15 protein-coding genes are annotated in these 17093 nt (G+C 69.8%); 14 read left to right on the forward strand and 1 reads right to left on the reverse strand.

All coding sequences use genetic code 11. The features are described 5' to 3' along the window. The first annotated feature begins 136 nt into the window (after positions 1-136). The 14 genes from OO62_RS33120 to nuoN are packed head-to-tail and all read left to right on the forward strand — an operon-like array spanning position 137 to position 16356. Positions 137-496, forward strand: coding sequence for an NADH-quinone oxidoreductase subunit A (locus OO62_RS33120; RefSeq protein WP_033271392.1), 360 nt, complete (start codon positions 137-139; stop codon positions 494-496). Positions 497-505: 9 nt separating this feature from the next. Continuing rightward, positions 506-1060 (forward strand): NuoB/complex I 20 kDa subunit family protein, encoded by a 555-nt coding sequence (locus OO62_RS33125; RefSeq protein WP_033271393.1) that lies wholly within the window; start codon positions 506-508, stop codon positions 1058-1060. Next, entirely contained in the window at positions 1057-1821 is a 765-nt protein-coding gene (locus OO62_RS33130) for an NADH-quinone oxidoreductase subunit C (RefSeq protein WP_033271394.1), read from the forward strand. The genes OO62_RS33125 and OO62_RS33130 overlap by 4 nt, the downstream gene beginning before the upstream one ends. Further along, positions 1821-3197: an NADH-quinone oxidoreductase subunit D gene (locus OO62_RS33135; protein ID WP_033271395.1), complete on the forward strand. Its 1377-nt coding sequence runs from the start codon at positions 1821-1823 to the stop codon at positions 3195-3197. The genes OO62_RS33130 and OO62_RS33135 overlap by 1 nt, the downstream gene beginning before the upstream one ends. A gap of 50 nt (positions 3198-3247) precedes the next feature. Next, on the forward strand, positions 3248-4093 hold the full coding sequence (gene nuoE / locus OO62_RS33140) for an NADH-quinone oxidoreductase subunit NuoE (RefSeq protein WP_051733817.1): 846 nt from the start codon (positions 3248-3250) through the stop codon (positions 4091-4093). After that, a complete protein-coding gene (gene nuoF, locus OO62_RS33145; RefSeq protein WP_033271397.1) occupies positions 4093-5475 on the forward strand; it encodes an NADH-quinone oxidoreductase subunit NuoF in 1383 nt (460 codons plus the stop codon). Before nuoE ends, nuoF begins: the two co-directional genes overlap by 1 nt. Further along, on the forward strand, positions 5472-7997 hold the full coding sequence (locus tag OO62_RS33150; protein ID WP_033271398.1) for an NADH-quinone oxidoreductase subunit G: 2526 nt from the start codon (positions 5472-5474) through the stop codon (positions 7995-7997). The genes nuoF and OO62_RS33150 overlap by 4 nt, the downstream gene beginning before the upstream one ends. Then, positions 7994-9382: an NADH-quinone oxidoreductase subunit NuoH gene (gene nuoH, locus OO62_RS33155; RefSeq protein ID WP_033271399.1), complete on the forward strand. Its 1389-nt coding sequence runs from the start codon at positions 7994-7996 to the stop codon at positions 9380-9382. Before OO62_RS33150 ends, nuoH begins: the two co-directional genes overlap by 4 nt. After that, on the forward strand, positions 9375-9992 hold the full coding sequence (gene nuoI / locus OO62_RS33160) for an NADH-quinone oxidoreductase subunit NuoI (RefSeq protein WP_180290054.1): 618 nt from the start codon (positions 9375-9377) through the stop codon (positions 9990-9992). Before nuoH ends, nuoI begins: the two co-directional genes overlap by 8 nt. After that, the gene (locus tag OO62_RS33165; RefSeq protein ID WP_033271401.1) at positions 9989-10852 is read left to right on the forward strand and encodes an NADH-quinone oxidoreductase subunit J; all 864 of its coding nucleotides are present in this window, start codon (positions 9989-9991) and stop codon (positions 10850-10852) included. Before nuoI ends, OO62_RS33165 begins: the two co-directional genes overlap by 4 nt. Further along, entirely contained in the window at positions 10849-11148 is a 300-nt protein-coding gene (gene nuoK, locus OO62_RS33170) for an NADH-quinone oxidoreductase subunit NuoK (RefSeq protein ID WP_018090964.1), read from the forward strand. The genes OO62_RS33165 and nuoK overlap by 4 nt, the downstream gene beginning before the upstream one ends. Positions 11149-11161: 13 nt before the next feature. Beyond that, a complete protein-coding gene (gene nuoL / locus OO62_RS33175) occupies positions 11162-13045 on the forward strand; it encodes an NADH-quinone oxidoreductase subunit L (protein ID WP_033271402.1) in 1884 nt (627 codons plus the stop codon). 3 nt (positions 13046-13048) lie between these two features. Next, on the forward strand, positions 13049-14707 hold the full coding sequence (locus OO62_RS33180) for an NADH-quinone oxidoreductase subunit M (RefSeq protein WP_033271403.1): 1659 nt from the start codon (positions 13049-13051) through the stop codon (positions 14705-14707). Next, positions 14704-16356: an NADH-quinone oxidoreductase subunit NuoN gene (nuoN, locus tag OO62_RS33185; protein WP_033271404.1), complete on the forward strand. Its 1653-nt coding sequence runs from the start codon at positions 14704-14706 to the stop codon at positions 16354-16356. Before OO62_RS33180 ends, nuoN begins: the two co-directional genes overlap by 4 nt. 147 nt (positions 16357-16503) lie before the next feature. Here the strand turns inward: nuoN and OO62_RS33190 are convergent, their stop codons facing one another. Beyond that, a complete protein-coding gene (locus OO62_RS33190; protein ID WP_033271405.1) occupies positions 16504-16989 on the reverse strand; it encodes a hypothetical protein in 486 nt (161 codons plus the stop codon). Between the last annotated feature and the right edge of the window lie 104 nt (positions 16990-17093).

Consider the following 17093-nt stretch of genomic DNA (forward strand, 5'->3'; position numbering starts at 1 on the left):
TCACAGACCGGCGGGCATAAGATGCAGTCGGCTCGGGCTTGTGAACTGCCTCACATATGCACGATCTCTACGGGGCGATTCAAAGGGCCCGAGCGGACCGCCATCCAGTCATCGTCGACTGAAGGGAGCGAGGACGGTGAACGCTTACGCGCCCATCCTCGTACTGGGAGCTCTCGGGGCAGGCTTTGCGATCTTCTCCGTCGTCATGGCCGCCCTCGTCGGGCCCAGGCGCTACAACCGGGCCAAGCTCGAGGCGTACGAGTGCGGAATCGAACCGACGCCGACACCGGCCGGAGGCGGTCGCTTCCCGATCAAGTACTACCTGACGGCGATGCTCTTCATCGTCTTCGACATCGAGATCGTCTTCCTCTATCCCTGGGCCGTCACCTTCGACGCCCTGGGGCTTTTCGGGCTCGTCGAGATGCTCCTCTTCGCGCTCACCGTCTTCGTCGCCTACGCCTATGTCTGGCGTCGTGGCGGCCTGGAATGGGACTAGGGGCCACCCATGGGACTTGAAGAGAAGCTGCCCAGCGGCTTTCTGCTGACCACCGTCGAACAGGCCGCGGGGTGGGTGCGCAAATCCTCGGTCTTCCCGGCGACCTTCGGGCTGGCCTGCTGCGCGATCGAGATGATGACGACCGGCGCCGGGCGCTACGACCTGGCCCGCTTCGGCATGGAGGTCTTCCGCGGCTCACCGCGCCAGGCGGACCTGATGATCGTGGCCGGCCGGGTGAGCCAGAAGATGGCCCCCGTCCTGCGGCAGGTCTACGACCAGATGCCGAACCCCAAGTGGGTGATCTCCATGGGGGTTTGTGCGTCCTCGGGCGGAATGTTCAACAACTACGCGATCGTCCAGGGCGTCGACCACATCGTGCCCGTCGACATCTATCTGCCGGGCTGCCCGCCGCGTCCCGAGATGCTGATGGACGCCATCCTCAAGCTGCACGACAAGATCCAGCACACCAAGCTCGGGGTCAATCAGCAGCAGGCCGCCCGCGAGGCGGAGGAAGCGGCGCTCAAGGCGCTCCCGCTGATCGACATGAAGGGGCTGCTGCGGTGACTGAGCGGAAGAACCCCGAAGGCCCCGGGCCGAACGGCACCGAGGACGCCTTCCCGGCGCAGCGCGACGACACCGGCGAGGTGATCGCCACCCGCCGCGGGATGTTCGGCGCCAACAACGGCGGCGACACCACCGGCTACGGCGGCCTCGTACGGACCGTCCGGCTGCCCGGCGCGTCGCAGCGGCCGTACGGCGGGCCGGGCGGTGGTGAGGAAGGCTTCGGCGCGTTCGACGAGATCGCCGACGAGCTGGAGGGCGCCCTCGACGAGCAGGGGCTGATCCCCGAGAACGTGATCGACAAGACCGTCGTCGACCGCGGCGAGCTGACCTTCCACATCGAGCGGGAGCACCTGCCGGTCGTCGCCAGGATCCTGCGCGACGACCCGGCGCTGCGCTTCGAGCTGTGTACCGGCGTCAGCGGGGTGCACTTCCCCGGCGACAAGGGCCGCGAGCTGCACGCCGTCTACCACCTGCGCTCGATCACCCACAACCGGCTGATCCGGCTGGAGGTCTCCGCCCCCGACGCCGACCCGCACATCCCCTCGCTCGTCGACGTCTACCCGACCAACGACTGGCACGAGCGCGAGACCTACGACTTCTTCGGCCTGATCTTCGACGGCCATCCTGCGCTGACCCGGATCATGATGCCCGACGACTGGCAGGGCTTCCCGCAGCGCAAGGACTACCCGCTCGGCGGCATCCCCGTCGAGTACAAGGGCGCCCAGATCCCGGCTCCCGACCAGCGGAGGTCGTACAGCTGATGACTACTGCACCGCACTCCCACTCCTCGGCGGGCCACCACACCGCGAGCGACTTCGACACGGCCGAGTCCCTCGCCCGCGAGACGACCGAGGGGACGGTCTACAACGTCTCGGGCGGGGACTGGGACGAGATCGCGGCGTCGGCCGTGAAGTCCGACGACGAGCGGATCATCGTCAACATGGGGCCGCAGCACCCCTCCACGCACGGCGTGCTCCGGCTGATCCTGGAGATCGACGGGGAGACCGTCACCGAGGCCCGCTGCGGCATCGGCTACCTGCACACCGGCATCGAGAAGAACCTCGAATTCCGGACCTGGACGCAGGGCACCACGTTCGTGACGAGGATGGATTACCTCACCCCCTTCTTCAACGAGACGGCCTACTGCCTGGCCGTGGAGAAGCTCCTCGGCATCACCGGCGACATCCCCGACCGCGCCTCGGTCATCCGCGTGATGCTGATGGAGCTCAACCGGCTGTCGTCGCACCTCGTCGCCATCGCCACCGGCGGCATGGAGCTGGGCGCCACCACGATCATGATCTACGGCTTCCGGGACCGCGAACTGATCCTGGACATCTACGAGCTGATCACCGGCCTGCGGATGAACCACGCCTACATCCGCCCCGGCGGCCTGGCCCAGGACCTGCCCCCGGGCGCCGTCGACCAGGTGCGCGCCTTCGTCAAGAAGATGCGCAAGAACCTTCCCGAGTACGACAAGCTCGCCACCGGCAACCCCGTGTTCAAGGGACGCATGGAGGGCATCGGCTACCTCGACCTGGCCGGCTGCATGGCCACCGGCGCCACCGGGCCGATCGTGCGCTCCGCGGGCCTGCCGCACGACCTGCGCAAGTCCCAGCCGTACTGCGGCTACGAGGACTACGAGTTCGACATCCCGACCGCGGACACCTGCGACTCCTACGGCCGGTTCCTGATCCGGCTGGAGGAGATGCGCCAGTCGCTGCGGATCGTCGAGCAGTGCCTGGACCGGCTGGAGCCGGGCCCGGTGATGGTCGCGGACAAGAAGATCGCCTGGCCCGCACAGCTGGCCCTCGGCCCGGACGGCCTGGGCAACTCCCTCGACCACATCAAGAAGATCATGGGCACTTCGATGGAGGCCCTGATCCACCACTTCAAGCTGGTGACCGAGGGCTTCCGGGTCCCGCCCGGCCAGGCGTACGCGGCCGTCGAGTCCCCCAAGGGCGAGCTGGGCGTGCACGCGGTCAGCGACGGCGGCACCCGCCCCTACCGGGTGCACTTCCGCGACCCGTCCTTCACCAACCTGCAGGCCATGGCGGCGATGTGCGAAGGCGGCCAGGTCGCCGACGTGATCGTGGCCGTCGCGTCCATCGACCCCGTGATGGGAGGCGTCGACCGGTGACCACTGTGTCTTCCCGGGGCCAAACCCCCGAACCCCCGACCAGCTTGGGGATGCCCGCGCTCCCGGCCCCCGACTACCCGGCCGAGGTTCGGGCCCGGCTGGAGGCGGACGCCAAGGAGGTGATCGCCCGCTACCCCGGCCCGCGCTCGGCGCTGCTGCCGCTGCTGCACCTCGTACAGGCCGAGGAAGGGCACGTCACCCGCACCGGCATCCGCTTCTGCGCCGAACAGCTCGACCTCACCACCGCCGAGGTCACCGCCGTCTCGACCTTCTACTCCATGTACCGCCGCAAGGCCGGCGGGGACTACCAGGTCGGGGTCTGCACCAACACGCTGTGCGCGGTGATGGGCGGTGACGCCATCTTCGAGGAGCTCAAGGAGCACCTCGGCGTCGGCAACGGCGAGACCACCGAGGACGGCGCCGTCAGCCTCGAACACATCGAGTGCAACGCGGCCTGCGACTTCGCCCCCGTCGTGATGGTCAACTGGGAGTTCTTCGACAACCAGACGCCGGAGTCCGCCCGGCAGCTGGTCGACGACCTGCGCGCGGGCCGGACCGTCGAGCCCACCCGCGGCGCCCCGCTGTGCACCTTCAAGGAGACCGCGCGGATGCTCGCCGGTTTCCCCGACGAGCGCCCCGGCGCCGTCGAGGCCACCGGCAGCGCCGGCCCCGCCTCCCTGATCGGGCTGCGCCTGGCCAAGGGGGAGGTGGCCCCCGGACGCGGCGCCGGTCACGTCGTCTCGCCCCGCACCGCGGGCCCCGCCGAGGAGCCGCCCAGCGGCCACCCCGGCGAACAGGCACCCCCGGGACACCCCAGTTCGCACGATGCCCCGCAGGAAACCTCGGCCTCCGACGACCAGCACCCGGCCGGGCCCACCGCAGAGGAGGGGGAGTGATGACCGTGGCAGCCGATTACGGGGGCGCCTCCCGGCCGCAGGCCGGGGGAGAGGCGAGCCCCGAAAAGCTCCTCGCACCAGTCCTGTCCGCCTTCTGGGACCAGCCGGAATCCTGGACCCTGGAGACGTACCGCCGGCACGAGGGCTACGAGGGCCTGCGCAAGGCGCTCGCGATGCCCCCTGACGACGTCATCGCCTACGTCAAGGACTCCGGGCTGCGCGGCCGCGGCGGCGCGGGCTTCCCCACCGGGATGAAGTGGCAGTTCATCCCCCAGGGCGACGGCAAGCCGCACTATCTGGTGGTCAACGCGGACGAATCGGAGCCCGGGACCTGCAAGGACATCCCGCTCCTCTTCGCCAACCCGCACTCCCTCATCGAGGGCATCGTGATCGCCTGCCATGCGATCCGGTCGAACCACGCCTTCATCTACCTGCGCGGTGAGGTCGTACCCGTCCTGCGCCGGCTGCACGAAGCCGTGCGCGAGGCGTACGCGGCGGGCTTCCTCGGGAAGAACATCCTCGGCTCGGGACTCGACCTGGACGTGATCGTGCACGCGGGCGCCGGCGCGTACATCTGCGGTGAGGAAACCGCGCTGCTCGATTCCCTGGAGGGCCGTCGCGGACAGCCCAGGCTGCGTCCTCCCTTCCCCGCGGTGGCCGGCCTCTACGCCTGCCCCACTGTCGTCAACAACGTCGAATCCATCGCGTCGGTTCCCGCGATCCTGAACAAGGGCAAGGACTGGTTCAGGTCGATGGGCAGCGAGAAGTCCCCGGGCTTCACGCTGTACTCGCTCAGCGGCCACGTCGCCAACCCCGGCCAGTACGAGGCCCCGTTGGGCATCACGCTGCGCCAGCTGCTCGACATGAGCGGCGGCATGCGCCGCGGCCACCGGCTGAAGTTCTGGACGCCGGGCGGCTCCTCGACGCCGATGTTCACCGACGAGCACCTCGACGTCCCCCTGGACTACGAGGGCGTCGGCGCGGCCGGTTCGATGCTCGGCACCAAGGCGCTGCAGTGCTTCGACGAGACCACCTGCGTCGTACGCGCGGTCACCCGCTGGACCGAGTTCTACGCCCACGAGTCCTGCGGCAAGTGCACGCCCTGCCGCGAAGGGACGTACTGGCTGGTGCAGTTGCTCCGCGACATCGAGGCCGGCAAGGGCGTGCCGGCCGACCTCGACAAGCTGAACGACATCGCCGACAACATCAACGGCAAGTCCTTCTGCGCCCTCGGTGACGGCGCCGCCTCGCCGATCTTCTCCTCGCTCCAGTACTTCCGCGAGGAGTACGAGCAGCACCTCACCGGCAAGGGCTGCCCCTTCGACCCCGCCAGGTCGACCCTGTGGGCCGACAACGACGCTCACCTGGGGGTGAACGCATGACCGTCACCACAACGGGGTCGAACAGCGGCTCCGCCGCGGTCCCCCCGGAGGACCTCGTCACCCTGACCATCGACGGCATCGAGATCTCCGTCCCCAAGGGGACGCTGGTCATCCGCGCCGCCGAACTCCTCGGCATCGAGATCCCGCGCTTCTGCGACCACCCGCTGCTGGACCCGGCGGGCGCCTGCCGGCAGTGCATCGTCGAGGTCGAGGGCCAGCGCAAGCCGATGGCCTCGTGCACCATCACCTGCACCGACGGCATGGTCGTCAAGTCGCAGCTGACCTCCCCGGTGGCCGAGAAGGCCCAGCGCGGGGTGATGGAGCTGCTGCTGATCAACCACCCGCTGGATTGCCCGGTCTGCGACAAGGGCGGCGAGTGCCCGCTCCAGAACCAGGCGATGCAGGTCGGCGACCCGGAGTCGCGCTTCGAGGGCAAGAAGCGCACCTTCGCCAAGCCGGTGCCGATCTCCACGCAGGTGCTGCTGGACCGCGAGCGCTGCGTGCTGTGCGCGCGCTGCACCCGCTTCAGCAACCAGATCGCCGGCGACCCGATGATCGAGCTGGTCGAGCGCGGCGCCCTCCAACAGGTCGGCACCGGAGAGGGCGACCCCTTCGAGTCGTACTTCTCCGGCAACACCATCCAGATCTGCCCGGTGGGCGCGCTCACCTCCGCCGCGTACCGCTTCCGCTCCCGCCCGTTCGACCTGGTCTCCTCGCCGTCGGTGTGCGAGCACTGCGCGGGCGGCTGCGCGACCCGTACGGACCACCGGCGCGGCAAGGTCATGCGGCGGCTGGCCGCCAACGACCCCGAGGTCAACGAGGAGTGGATCTGCGACAAGGGGCGCTTCGCCTTCCGCTACGCGCAGCAGCGCGACCGGCTGGAGCACCCGCTGGTACGCGACCGGGAGACCGGTGAACTCCAGCCGGCGAGCTGGCCGGAGGCGCTGGCGGCGGCGGCCCGCGGGCTGACCGCGGCCCGGGGCCGCACCGGCGTGCTGACCGGGGGCCGGCTGACCGTCGAGGACGCCTACGCCTACGCCAAGTTCGCCCGGATCGCGCTGCACACCAACGACATCGACTTCCGGGCGCGGGTGCACAGCGCCGAGGAGGCCGACTTCCTGGCGGCCAGGGTCGCCGGCCGCGGCCGGGACCTCGGCGGAGACGGGGGCTCCCCGGAGGCCGGGGGCGTCACGTACACCGCCCTGGAGCAGGCGCCGGCCGTGCTGCTGGCCGGCATCGAGGCGGAGGAGGAGGCGCCGGGCGTCTTCCTGCGGCTGCGCAAGGCGCACCGCAAGCACGGGCAGCGCACCTACGGGCTGGCCGGTTACGCCTCACGCGGCCTGATCAAGACCGGCGGCACGCTGCTCCCGGCCGCCCCCGGTACGGAAACGGAATGGCTGGACGCGCTGGCCGGCGGGGTCGGCCTGGACGGCGAGGGGCAGGCCGCGGCCGAGGCGCTGCGCGCGGACGGCGCGGTGATCGTCGTCGGTGAGCGGCTGGCGGCGGTGCCCGGCGCACTGACCGCCGCGGTCCGCGCCGCCACCGCCACCGGTGCCCGCCTGGTGTGGATCCCCCGGCGGGCGGGCGAACGGGGCGCCGTCGAGGCGGGCGCGCTGCCCGGCCTGCTGCCCGGTGGCCGGCCGGCCACCGATCCCAGGGCCCGCGACGAGGTCGCCGCCGCCTGGGGCGTGGCCGCGCTGCCGCACCGGCACGGCCGTGACACCGGCCAGATCATCGAGGCTGCGGCGACCGGTGAACTCGGCGCGCTCCTGGTGGCCGGCGTCGAGGTCGCCGACCTCCCGGACCCGGCCCGGGCGCTGACCGCCCTGGAGGAGGTCGGCTTCCTGGTCAGCCTGGAGCTGCGGCCCTCGCAGGTCACCGAGCGGGCGGACGTGGTCCTCCCGGTGGCGGCCGTCGTCGAGAAGGCCGGCACGTTCCTCAACTGGGAGGGCCGGGCGCGGATGTTCGAGGCGGCGCTCAAGCCGGACCAGATGACCCGACGGCACCTTCAGCCCGACTCCCGGGTCCTGCAGATGCTCGCCGACGCCATGGACGTCCACCTGGGGCTGCCGGACCTCCGCTCCGTACGCCACGAGATGGACCGGCTCGGCAGCTGGGACGGCGCGTACGCCGGCGGGCCCCTGGAGACGGGCCGTCCGCTGCCGCGCCCGGACACCGGCGAGGCGGTACTCGCCGGCCACCGGCTCCTGCTGGACCAGGGGCTGCTCCAGGAAGGCGACGAGGCGCTGGCCGGCACCCGGCACGCCGCCGTCGCCCGGCTGTCCCGGGCCACCGCGGAGGAGACCGGCGTGAAGGACGGTGACCTGCTGGCGGTCATCGGGCCGTCCGGCGCGGTCCACCTGCCGCTGCAGGTCACGCCGATGCCCGACCGGGTGGTGTGGCTGCCGCTCAATTCCACGGGCGGTGGCGTCGCCGCCGACACCGGGGCGCTCCCCGGTGACCTGGTGAAGATCTCCGCCGTCCCGGGCACACCGGAGCCGGCCAAGGAGGTGGACGAATGATGCAGCTCGCTCACCTGGCCGCCGCGCCGACCGCGCTGGCCCAGGAGGACCTGTCGATGTTCGGCCGCGACCCGTGGTGGCTGGTCGTCATCAAGGCGGTCTTCTGCTTCGCGTTCCTGATGCTGACGGTGCTGTTCTCGATCGTCTGGGAGCGCAAGGTCGTCGCCTGGATGCAGCTGCGCATCGGCCCCAACAGGCACGGCCCCTGGGGGATGCTGCAGTCGCTGGCCGACGGCATCAAGCTGATGCTGAAGGAAGACCTGATCGTCAAGCGGGCCGACAAGGCGGTGTACATCCTCGCGCCGGTCGTGGCGGCCATCCCGGCCTTCATGGCGGTCGCGGTGATCCCCTTCGGGCCGGCCGACAACGAGGTGTCGATCTTCGGCGTCCGCACCCCGATGCAGCTGACCGACCTGCCGATCGGCATCCTCTACATCCTGGCGACGGCCTCGGTCGGCATCTACGGCATCGTGCTGGCGGGCTGGTCCTCCGGCTCGACGTACCCACTGCTCGGCGGCCTGCGGTCGTGCGCGCAGATGATCTCGTACGAGATCGCGATGGGCATGTCGTTCGCGGCGGTGTTCCTGTACTCCGGGTCGATGTCGACGTCGACCATCGTGGAGGCGCAGCAGGACCGCTGGTACGTGCTGCTGCTCCCGGTGTCGTTCATCATCTACATCGTCGCGATGGTGGGCGAGACCAACCGCGCGCCGTTCGACATGCCGGAGTCCGAGGGCGACCTCGTCGGCGGCTTCAACACCGAGTACTCGTCGATCAAGTTCGCGATGTTCATGCTCGCCGAGTACATCAACATGGTCACCGTCTCGGCGGTCGCGGTCACCCTCTTCCTGGGCGGCTGGAAGGCCCCCTGGCCCGTCTCCACGTTCTGGGAGGGCGCCAACCACGGGTGGTGGCCGCTGCTGTGGTTCGTCATCAAGGTGCAGCTGCTGCTGTTCTTCTTCATCTGGCTGCGCGGCACGCTCCCACGGGTGCGCTACGACCAGTTCATGAAGCTGGGCTGGAAGGTCCTCATCCCCGTCTCGATGGTCTGGCTGATGCTCGTCGCCACCGTCCGGGCGCTGAAGAACGAGGGCTACAACTTCTCCCAGATCGTGCTGTATGTCGCCGGCGGCGCGGTGGCGCTGCTGCTGATCTCCCTCGTCGTGGACTTCTTCCGGCGCGGTGAGGTGGCCGAGGAGACGGACGGCGACGGGGAGTTCGACCCGATGGCCGGCGGTTTCCCCGTACCGCCGCTGCCCGGACAGAGCCTGCCGCCGGTGCCGCGCCGACGGCCGCGCCGGGACCGGGAGTTGATTGTCAGTGGTCGGGTGGACACTGTCAGTGACGAAAATGAGACCGACGGAAAGGGGGGCGACGGTGCCTGAGTTCCAGAACCCCGTGGCCGGCTTCGGCGTGACCTTCAAGGCCATGTTCAAGAAGCGGCTGACCGAGCAGTATCCGGAGGAGAAGAAGCCGACGGCGCCGCGTTTCCACGGCCGCCATCAGCTCAACCGCCATCCGGACGGGCTGGAGAAGTGCATCGGCTGCGAGCTGTGCGCCTGGGCCTGTCCGGCGGACGCGATCTACGTCGAAGGCGCGGACAACACCGACGAGGAGCGCTACTCCCCGGGCGAGCGGTACGGCCGCGTCTACCAGATCAACTACCTGCGCTGCATCCTGTGCGGCCTGTGCGTCGAGGCGTGCCCGACCCGTGCGCTGACCATGACCAATGAGTACGAACTCGCCGACCGGTCCCGCGCCTCGCTCATCTACACCAAGGAAGAGCTGCTCGTCGGGCTGACGGAGACGATGGTCGACTCGCCGCACGCGATCTACCCCGGCATGACGGAGAAGGACTACTACAACGGGCTGATCACCGAGGCCGCCCCGGGGACGGTCCGTCAGGAGCCGGCCTCCAAGGGCGCGGAGCCGCAGGAGGCCGCCGCGACGACCGGTCCGGCCGAGCCCGCGGCGCGGGAGGTGACCGAGCGATGAGCACCCTCGCCGCCGCGGCCTCCACCGGTGAGGCCGTCCAGTTCTGGCTCCTGGGCACGGTCGCCGTCATCGGCGCGCTGTGCACGGTCCTGATGAAGCGGGCCGTGCACAGCGCCCTCTCGCTGGCCGGCACCATGATCGTCCTGGCGGTCTTCTACCTGGCCAACGGGGCGTACTTCCTCGGCGTCGTCCAGATCGTCGTCTACACCGGCGCGATCATGATGCTGTTCCTCTTCGTCGTCATGCTGGTCGGCGTCACGGCCGCGGACTCCCTCAAGGAGACGCTCAAGGGCCAGCGCTGGCTCGCCGCCGGACTGGGCATCGGCTTCGGCATCCTGCTGATCGCCGGCATCGGCAACGCCTCGCTCAAGGAGTTCAACGGCCTGGGCGAGGCCAACGCCGGCGGCAATGTGCAGGGCCTGGCCGCGCTGATCTTCACCAAGTACGTCTTCGCCTTCGAAATCACCGGCGCCCTGCTGATCACGGCCGCCGTCGGCGCGATGGTGCTCACCCACCGGGAGCGCACGGAGCGGGCCAGGACGCAGCGCGAGCAGTCCGAGGCGCGGGTCCGCGAGGGCAAGCAGGTCCCGCCGCTGCCCGCCCCGGGTGTCTACGCCCGGCACAACGCCGTCGACATCCCGGGCCTGCTGCCCGACGGCACCCCGTCCGACCTGACCGTCAGCCCGACCCTGCGCGAGCGCGGTCAGATCCGCGACGTCTCCCGTGAGTCGCTCGCCGAACTCAAGGCCCTGGAGCGGCGCACCGAGGACTGGCTGGGGCGCACCTCCGGGGAGGAACCCCGGCCCCCGTCGTCCGGCGGTACGACGCCGACGGAGCGCAAGGAGGAGGCCAAGAAGTGAATCCGGTCTACTACCTCTACCTCGCCGCCCTGCTGTTCACCATCGGTGCGGCCGGGGTGCTGATCAGGCGGAACGCCATCGTGGTGTTCATGTGCATCGAGCTGATGCTCAATGCCTGCAATCTCGCCTTCGTCACCTTCTCGCGGATGCACGGCAATCTGGACGGCCAGATCATCGCCTTCTTCACGATGGTCGTCGCCGCGGCCGAGGTCGTGGTCGGCCTGGCGATCATCGTGTCGATCTTCCGCACCCGTCATACGGCCTCGGTCGACGACGCCAGCCTGATGAAGCTGTAAGGGGTCGCACAAAGTGGAGAACTTGATCGCGCTGCTCGTCGCGGCACCGCTGGTCGGTGCGGCCCTGCTGTTGTGCGGCGGCAAACGACTCGACCGCACCGGCCACTGGATCGGCACCCTCCTCGCGGTGGCGTCGTTCGCCGTCGGAGTGGCGCTCTTCGCCGACATGCTCGGCAGGAGCGCCGACCACCGGGCCATGCACCAGTACCTGTTCAGCTGGATCCCGGTCGGCGGCTTCCGCGCGGACGTCGCCTTCCAGCTCGACCAGCTGTCGATGACCTTCGTCCTGCTGATCACCGGTGTCGGATCGCTGATCCACATCTACTCGATCGGCTACATGGAGCACGACGAGCGGCGCCGCCGCTTCTTCGGCTACCTCAACCTCTTCCTCGCGGCGATGCTGCTGCTCGTCCTCGCCGACAACTACCTCCTGCTGTATGTCGGCTGGGAGGGCGTCGGCCTCGCGTCGTACCTCCTCATCGGGTTCTGGCAGCACAAGCCCAGCGCGGCCACCGCAGCCAAGAAGGCGTTCCTGGTCAACCGCGTCGGCGACATGGGCCTGTCCATCGCGATCATGCTGATGTTCACGACGTTCGGGACCTTCGCCTTCGGCCCGGTGCTCGCCGCCACCGGGGCCACCTCCGAGGGCAAGCTGACCGCCATCGGCCTGATGCTGCTGCTGGCCGCCTGCGGCAAGTCCGCCCAGGTGCCGCTGCAGTCCTGGCTCGGTGACGCGATGGAGGGCCCGACCCCGGTCTCCGCCCTCATCCACGCCGCCACCATGGTCACCGCCGGCGTCTACCTCATCACCCGCTCCGGAGCCGTCTTCAACGCCGCACCGGACGCCCAGCTCGCGGTCGTCGTGGTCGGCGCGGTCACGCTCCTCTACGGTGCCATCGTCGGTTGCGCCAAGGACGACATCAAAAAGGCGCTGGCCGGCTCGACGATGTCGCAGATCGGCTACATGGTCCTGGCCGCCGGCCTCGGCCCGATCGGCTACGCCTTCGCGATCATGCACCTCGTCACCCACGGCTTCTTCAAAGCGGGCCTCTTCCTCGGCGCCGGTTCCGTGATGCACGGGATGAACGACGAGGTCGACATGCGCAAGTACGGCGGCCTCCGCAAATACATGCCGGTCACCTTCCTCACCTTCGGCCTCGGCTATCTGGCGATCATCGGGTTCCCCGGCCTCTCCGGCTTCTTCTCCAAGGACAAGATCATCGAGGCGGCGTTCGCCAAGGGCGGCACCGAGGGCTGGATCCTCGGCGGCGCGGCCCTCCTCGGCGCCGCGGTCACCGCGTTCTACATGACCCGGGTGATGCTGATGACCTTCTTCGGCGAAAAGCGCTGGGACCCGAAGGAGACCCACCCGCACGAGTCGCCGAAGATCATGACGGTCCCGATGATCGTGCTGGCCGTCGGATCCGTCTTCGCGGGCGGCCTGTTCAGCATCAACGAGAGCTTCGTGACGTGGCTGGAGCCGGTCACCTCGTTCGCTCACGGCCACTCGCCGGTCAGCGCCACCACCGTCACCGCCTCGACCATCGTCGTGCTGCTCCTCGGCGTCGGCACCGCCTGGCTGATGTACGGCCGCAAACCCGTCCCGGCGCTCGCCCCGCGCGGTTCGCTGCTCACCCGCGCCGCCCGCCGCGACCTCCTCCAGGACGACTTCAACGACCTCGTCTTCGTCCGTGGCGGCACCCACCTCACGACCACGCTCGTCCAGCTCGACCGCTCCCTGGTGGATGGCGCGGTCAACGGCACGGCGGCGTCCATGGGCGGACTCTCCAGCCTGCTGCGCCGGTTGCAGACCGGCTTCGTCCGCTCGTACGCGGTCCAGATGCTGGGCGGGGCCGCCGTTCTCGTCGCCGCGACCCTGCTGATGAGGGGTGTCTGAGCCATGTCGTTTCCCCTGCTGACGGCGACGGCCGTGGTACCGGCGGTCGGCGCGATCGCCACCGCCGCGCTGCCCGCCGCCAAGCGCACCGCCGCCAAATGGCTCGCGCTGCTCTTCTCGCTGATCACCTTCGCGCTGGCCCTGGTGGTCGCCTTCCGCTTCGACCCCGGCGCCGGCGCCCCGTTCCAACTCACCGAATCGCACGCCTGGATCCGGGACTTCGGGGTGCGCTACGAACTCGGCGTGGACGGCATCGCGGTCGCCCTGATCGCGCTCACCACCCTGCTGATCCCCTTCATTATCCTGGCGGGCTGGCACGACGCCGACCCCCTCGAAGAGGCGACCCCCAACCGCCGCTGGCGGCCCACCCAGGGCTTCTTCGCCCTGATCCTCGCCGTCGAGGCGATGGTGGTGCTCTCCTTCGAAGCCACCGACGTCTTCCTCTTCTACATCTTCTTCGAAGCCATGCTGATCCCGATGTACTTCCTCATCGGCGGCTTCGGGGACCGCGCGGGACGGGACGGCGAGGAGGAGGCCGCCGGCCGCCGCTCGTACGCCGCGGTGAAGTTCCTGCTCTACAACCTCGCCGGCGGCCTGATCATGCTCGCCGCGGTGATCGGGCTGTACGCGGTCACCGCCGACCAGCTCGGCACCGGCACCTTCTCGCTGCAGCAGATCGTCGAGGCGCGCACCGCCGGCACGCTGAACATCGGCACCGGCACCGAACGGCTGCTCTTCCTCGGCTTCTTCTTCGCCTTCGCGGTGAAGGCGCCGCTGTGGCCGCTGCACACCTGGCTGCCCGGCGCCATGGGCGAGTCGACCTCACCGGTCGCCGTACTGATCACCGCGGTCGTCGACAAGGTCGGCACCTTCGCGATGCTCCGCTTCTGCCTCCAGCTCTTCCCGGAGGCCAGCAGCTGGGCGACCCCCGTCATCCTCGTCCTCGCACTGATCAGCATCGTCTACGGCGCGCTGCTCGCGGTCGCCCAGCGGGACATCAAGCGGCTGATCGCCTACGCCTCGATCTCCCACTTCGGCTTCATCATCCTGGGCATCTTCGCCATGACGTCCCAGGGCCAGGGCGGCGCCACGCTCTACATGGTCAACCACGGCATCTCGACCGCCGCGCTGATGCTGGTGGCGGGCTTCCTGATCAGCCGCCGCGGCTCGCGGCTGATCGCGGACTACGGCGGCGTCCAGAAGGTCGCCCCGGTCCTCGCCGGCACGTTCCTCATCGGCGGTCTGGCCACCCTGTCGCTGCCCGGCCTGGCGCCGTTCGTCAGCGAATTCCTGGTCCTGGTCGGCACGTTCACCCGATACCCGGTGATCGGCATCATCGCCACCCTCGGCATCGTCCTCGCCGCGCTCTACGTCCTCGTCCTCTACCAGCGGACGATGACCGGCCCGGTGAAGGCCGAGGTGACGAACATGCCCGACCTCAGGGTGCGGGAGCTGGTCGTGGTGGCGCCGCTGATCGCGCTGCTGCTCTTCCTCGGGGTCTACCCCAAGCCGCTCACCGACCTCGTCAACCCGGCGGTCCAGCACACCCTGTCCGTCGTCGACAAGAAGGACCCCAAGCCCACTGTGCAGGTGAACGCCGTACCCGGTGAAGGCCGGCACGGCCACGCCGCGAACGATCAAGACGTGGAGGCCGCGAAGTGAGTTCCGTGGCAAGTGTCCACAGCCTGTGGACAGTGGCGGCCGGGGCGCCGGGCAAGATCCCCGGGCCGCACATCGAGTACGCCCAGCTGTCACCGACGCTGATCGTCCTCGGCGCGGCCGTGATCGGCGTCCTGATCGAGGCGTTCGTGCCGCGCGCCGCCCGTTACTACTCCCAGCTGCTGCTGTCCCTGGTGGCGCTGGCCGCCGCGTTCGCCGCGGTGATCGGCCTGGCGGCCGGCGGCTTCGGCTCGTCCAAGGCACACATCGCCGCGATGGGCGCGATCGCCGTCGACGGGCCCGCGCTCTTCCTGCAGGGCACGATCCTGCTGGTCTCCCTGATCGCCGTCTTCACCTTCGCCGAGCGGCGGCTCGACCCGGCGGCGCACGGCAAGCGGGTGGACTCCTTCGCGGCCGAGGCCGCCGCCGTCCCCGGCGGAGCGGCCGAACAAGCCGCGGTGAAGGCCGGTTTCACCACCACCGAGGTCTTCCCGATCCTGCTCTTCGCGGTCGGCGGCATGCTGGTCTTCCCCGCGGCCAACGACCTGCTGACGCTGTTCGTCGCCCTGGAGGTCTTCTCCCTCCCGCTGTACATCCTGTGCGCGCTCGCCCGCCGCCAGCGGCTGCTCTCGCAGGAGGCCGCGGTCAAGTACTTCCTCCTCGGCGCCTTCTCCTCCGCCTTCCTCCTGTTCGGCGTCGCCCTGCTGTACGGCTACGCGGGGACCGTGACGTACGCCGGGATCGCCGAGGTGGTCTCGGACGGCGCCAAGCAGATCGATCCGGCGCTGGCCGGCACGATGGGCAATGACGCGCTGCTGCTGATCGGCGGGGCGCTGGTGCTGATGGGGCTGCTGTTCAAGGTCGGCGCGGTCCCGTTCCACATGTGGACCCCGGACGTCTACCAAGGCGCACCCACCCCGGTCACCGGCTTCATGGCGGCGGCCACCAAGGTCGCCGCGTTCGGCGCGCTGCTGCGGCTGCTGTACGTCGTCCTGCCGGGCCTGCGCTGGGACTGGCGGCCGGTGTTGTGGGGCGTCGCGATCCTCACCATGCTGGGTGGCGCGGTCGTCGCCATCACCCAGACCGACATCAAGCGTCTGCTGGCCTACTCCTCCATCGCCCACGCCGGTTTCATCCTCGCCGGTGTGATCGCCACCAGCGAGGACGGCGTCTCCTCGGTGCTCTTCTACCTGGGCGCCTACTCCTTCGTGACGCTCGGCGCCTTCGCCGTCGTCACCCTGGTGCGGGACGCGGGCGGCGAGGCCACCCAGCTCTCCAAGTGGGCCGGACTCGGCAGGCGTTCGCCCTTGGTGGCCGCGGTCTTCGCGGTGTTCCTCCTGGCCTTCGCCGGCATCCCGCTGACCTCCGGTTTCGCCGGAAAGTTCGCGGTCTTCAAGGCGGCCGCGCAGAGCGGTGCGGGCTGGCTGGTCGTGGTCGGTGTCATCTCGTCCGCCATCGCCGCGTTCTTCTACATCCGCGTGATCGTCCTGATGTTCTTCAACGAGCCCAAGGCGGACGGCCCGACCGTCGCGGTGCCCAGCCCGCTGACGACCACTGCCATCGCCATCGGTGTCACGGCCACGCTCGTCCTCGGCCTGGCGCCGCAGTATTTCCTCGACCTCGCCGGCCAGGCCGGCGTCTTCGTGCGCTGAGCACCCGCGGTGCGGCGCGGCAACGGCCGCCGCCCGGAGCCCTCGGGGGGTTCCGGACGGCGGCCGTTCGCTGTGCCCGGGCCGACGGGCGTCGCCGGCCCCCCGCCGGGCCCCGGCGTGCTGCCGGGGCCCGGCGGCGGCCGGCGGTCAGCTCTTGGGCATGCCGCTCGGCAGCTCAGGCATGTCGGGAATCTTCACGCTGCCGTCGCTCGACTTGGTGTACTTCTCGGTGGGCCCGTTCTTCCAGTCGACCGTGAGGGTCTTGCCGTCCGCACCGGGCTTGAGGGTGCCCATGGTGCGGGTGGTGTCCCCGTCCGTGCACTTGAGAGCGGCCATGGTCATCCCGGCCATCGACTGGACCTTGCCCAGGCAGGCCGACTTGTGACCGTTGCTGAACGCGACGGTGCCCTTGGTGATCACCAGGATCAGCGGGCTGCTGCTGGAGCCGCCCTTCCAGGCACCCTCCATCGCGTTGGGGCTCGCGGGCTTGTCGGCACCTCCCGGAGTCGACGGCGCGGCCTCCGGCGTCTTGCTCGGCTTGCTGTCGCTGCTGGTGTCGCCGCTGCTTCCGCAACCGCTGAGCAGCATGGCGGCGACGGCGGCCGCCCCGGCGAACTGTGCTGCCTTGCGCACGTACGTCTCCTCCGTTGTGGGACAGGGAGACGTGAGGCTAGCAAGCGCCCCCGCCCCCTCCACTCCCTCATCCGAATTGCGGCAGCGCCGGTACGCACTTGGTG

It is taken from the genome of Streptomyces lydicus (genome assembly GCF_000717345.1).
GTDB classification, from domain to species: Bacteria; Actinomycetota; Actinomycetes; order Streptomycetales; family Streptomycetaceae; genus Streptomyces; species Streptomyces lydicus.

What these genes read in the sequence shown, in the direction of transcription:
- OO62_RS33125 (WP_033271393.1), top strand. Translation starts at nt 506, where the DNA reads ATGGGACTTGAAGAGAAGCTGCCCAGCGGCTTTCTGCTGACCACCGTC.
- OO62_RS33135 (WP_033271395.1), top strand. Translation starts at nt 1,821, where the DNA reads ATGACTACTGCACCGCACTCCCACTCCTCGGCGGGCCACCACACCGCG.
- nuoE (WP_051733817.1), top strand. Translation starts at nt 3,248, where the DNA reads ATGCCCGCGCTCCCGGCCCCCGACTACCCGGCCGAGGTTCGGGCCCGG.
- nuoF (WP_033271397.1), top strand. Translation starts at nt 4,093, where the DNA reads ATGACCGTGGCAGCCGATTACGGGGGCGCCTCCCGGCCGCAGGCCGGG.
- OO62_RS33150 (WP_033271398.1), top strand. Translation starts at nt 5,472, where the DNA reads ATGACCGTCACCACAACGGGGTCGAACAGCGGCTCCGCCGCGGTCCCC.
- nuoH (WP_033271399.1), top strand. Translation starts at nt 7,994, where the DNA reads ATGATGCAGCTCGCTCACCTGGCCGCCGCGCCGACCGCGCTGGCCCAG.
- OO62_RS33165 (WP_033271401.1), top strand. Translation starts at nt 9,989, where the DNA reads ATGAGCACCCTCGCCGCCGCGGCCTCCACCGGTGAGGCCGTCCAGTTC.
- OO62_RS33180 (WP_033271403.1), top strand. Translation starts at nt 13,049, where the DNA reads ATGTCGTTTCCCCTGCTGACGGCGACGGCCGTGGTACCGGCGGTCGGC.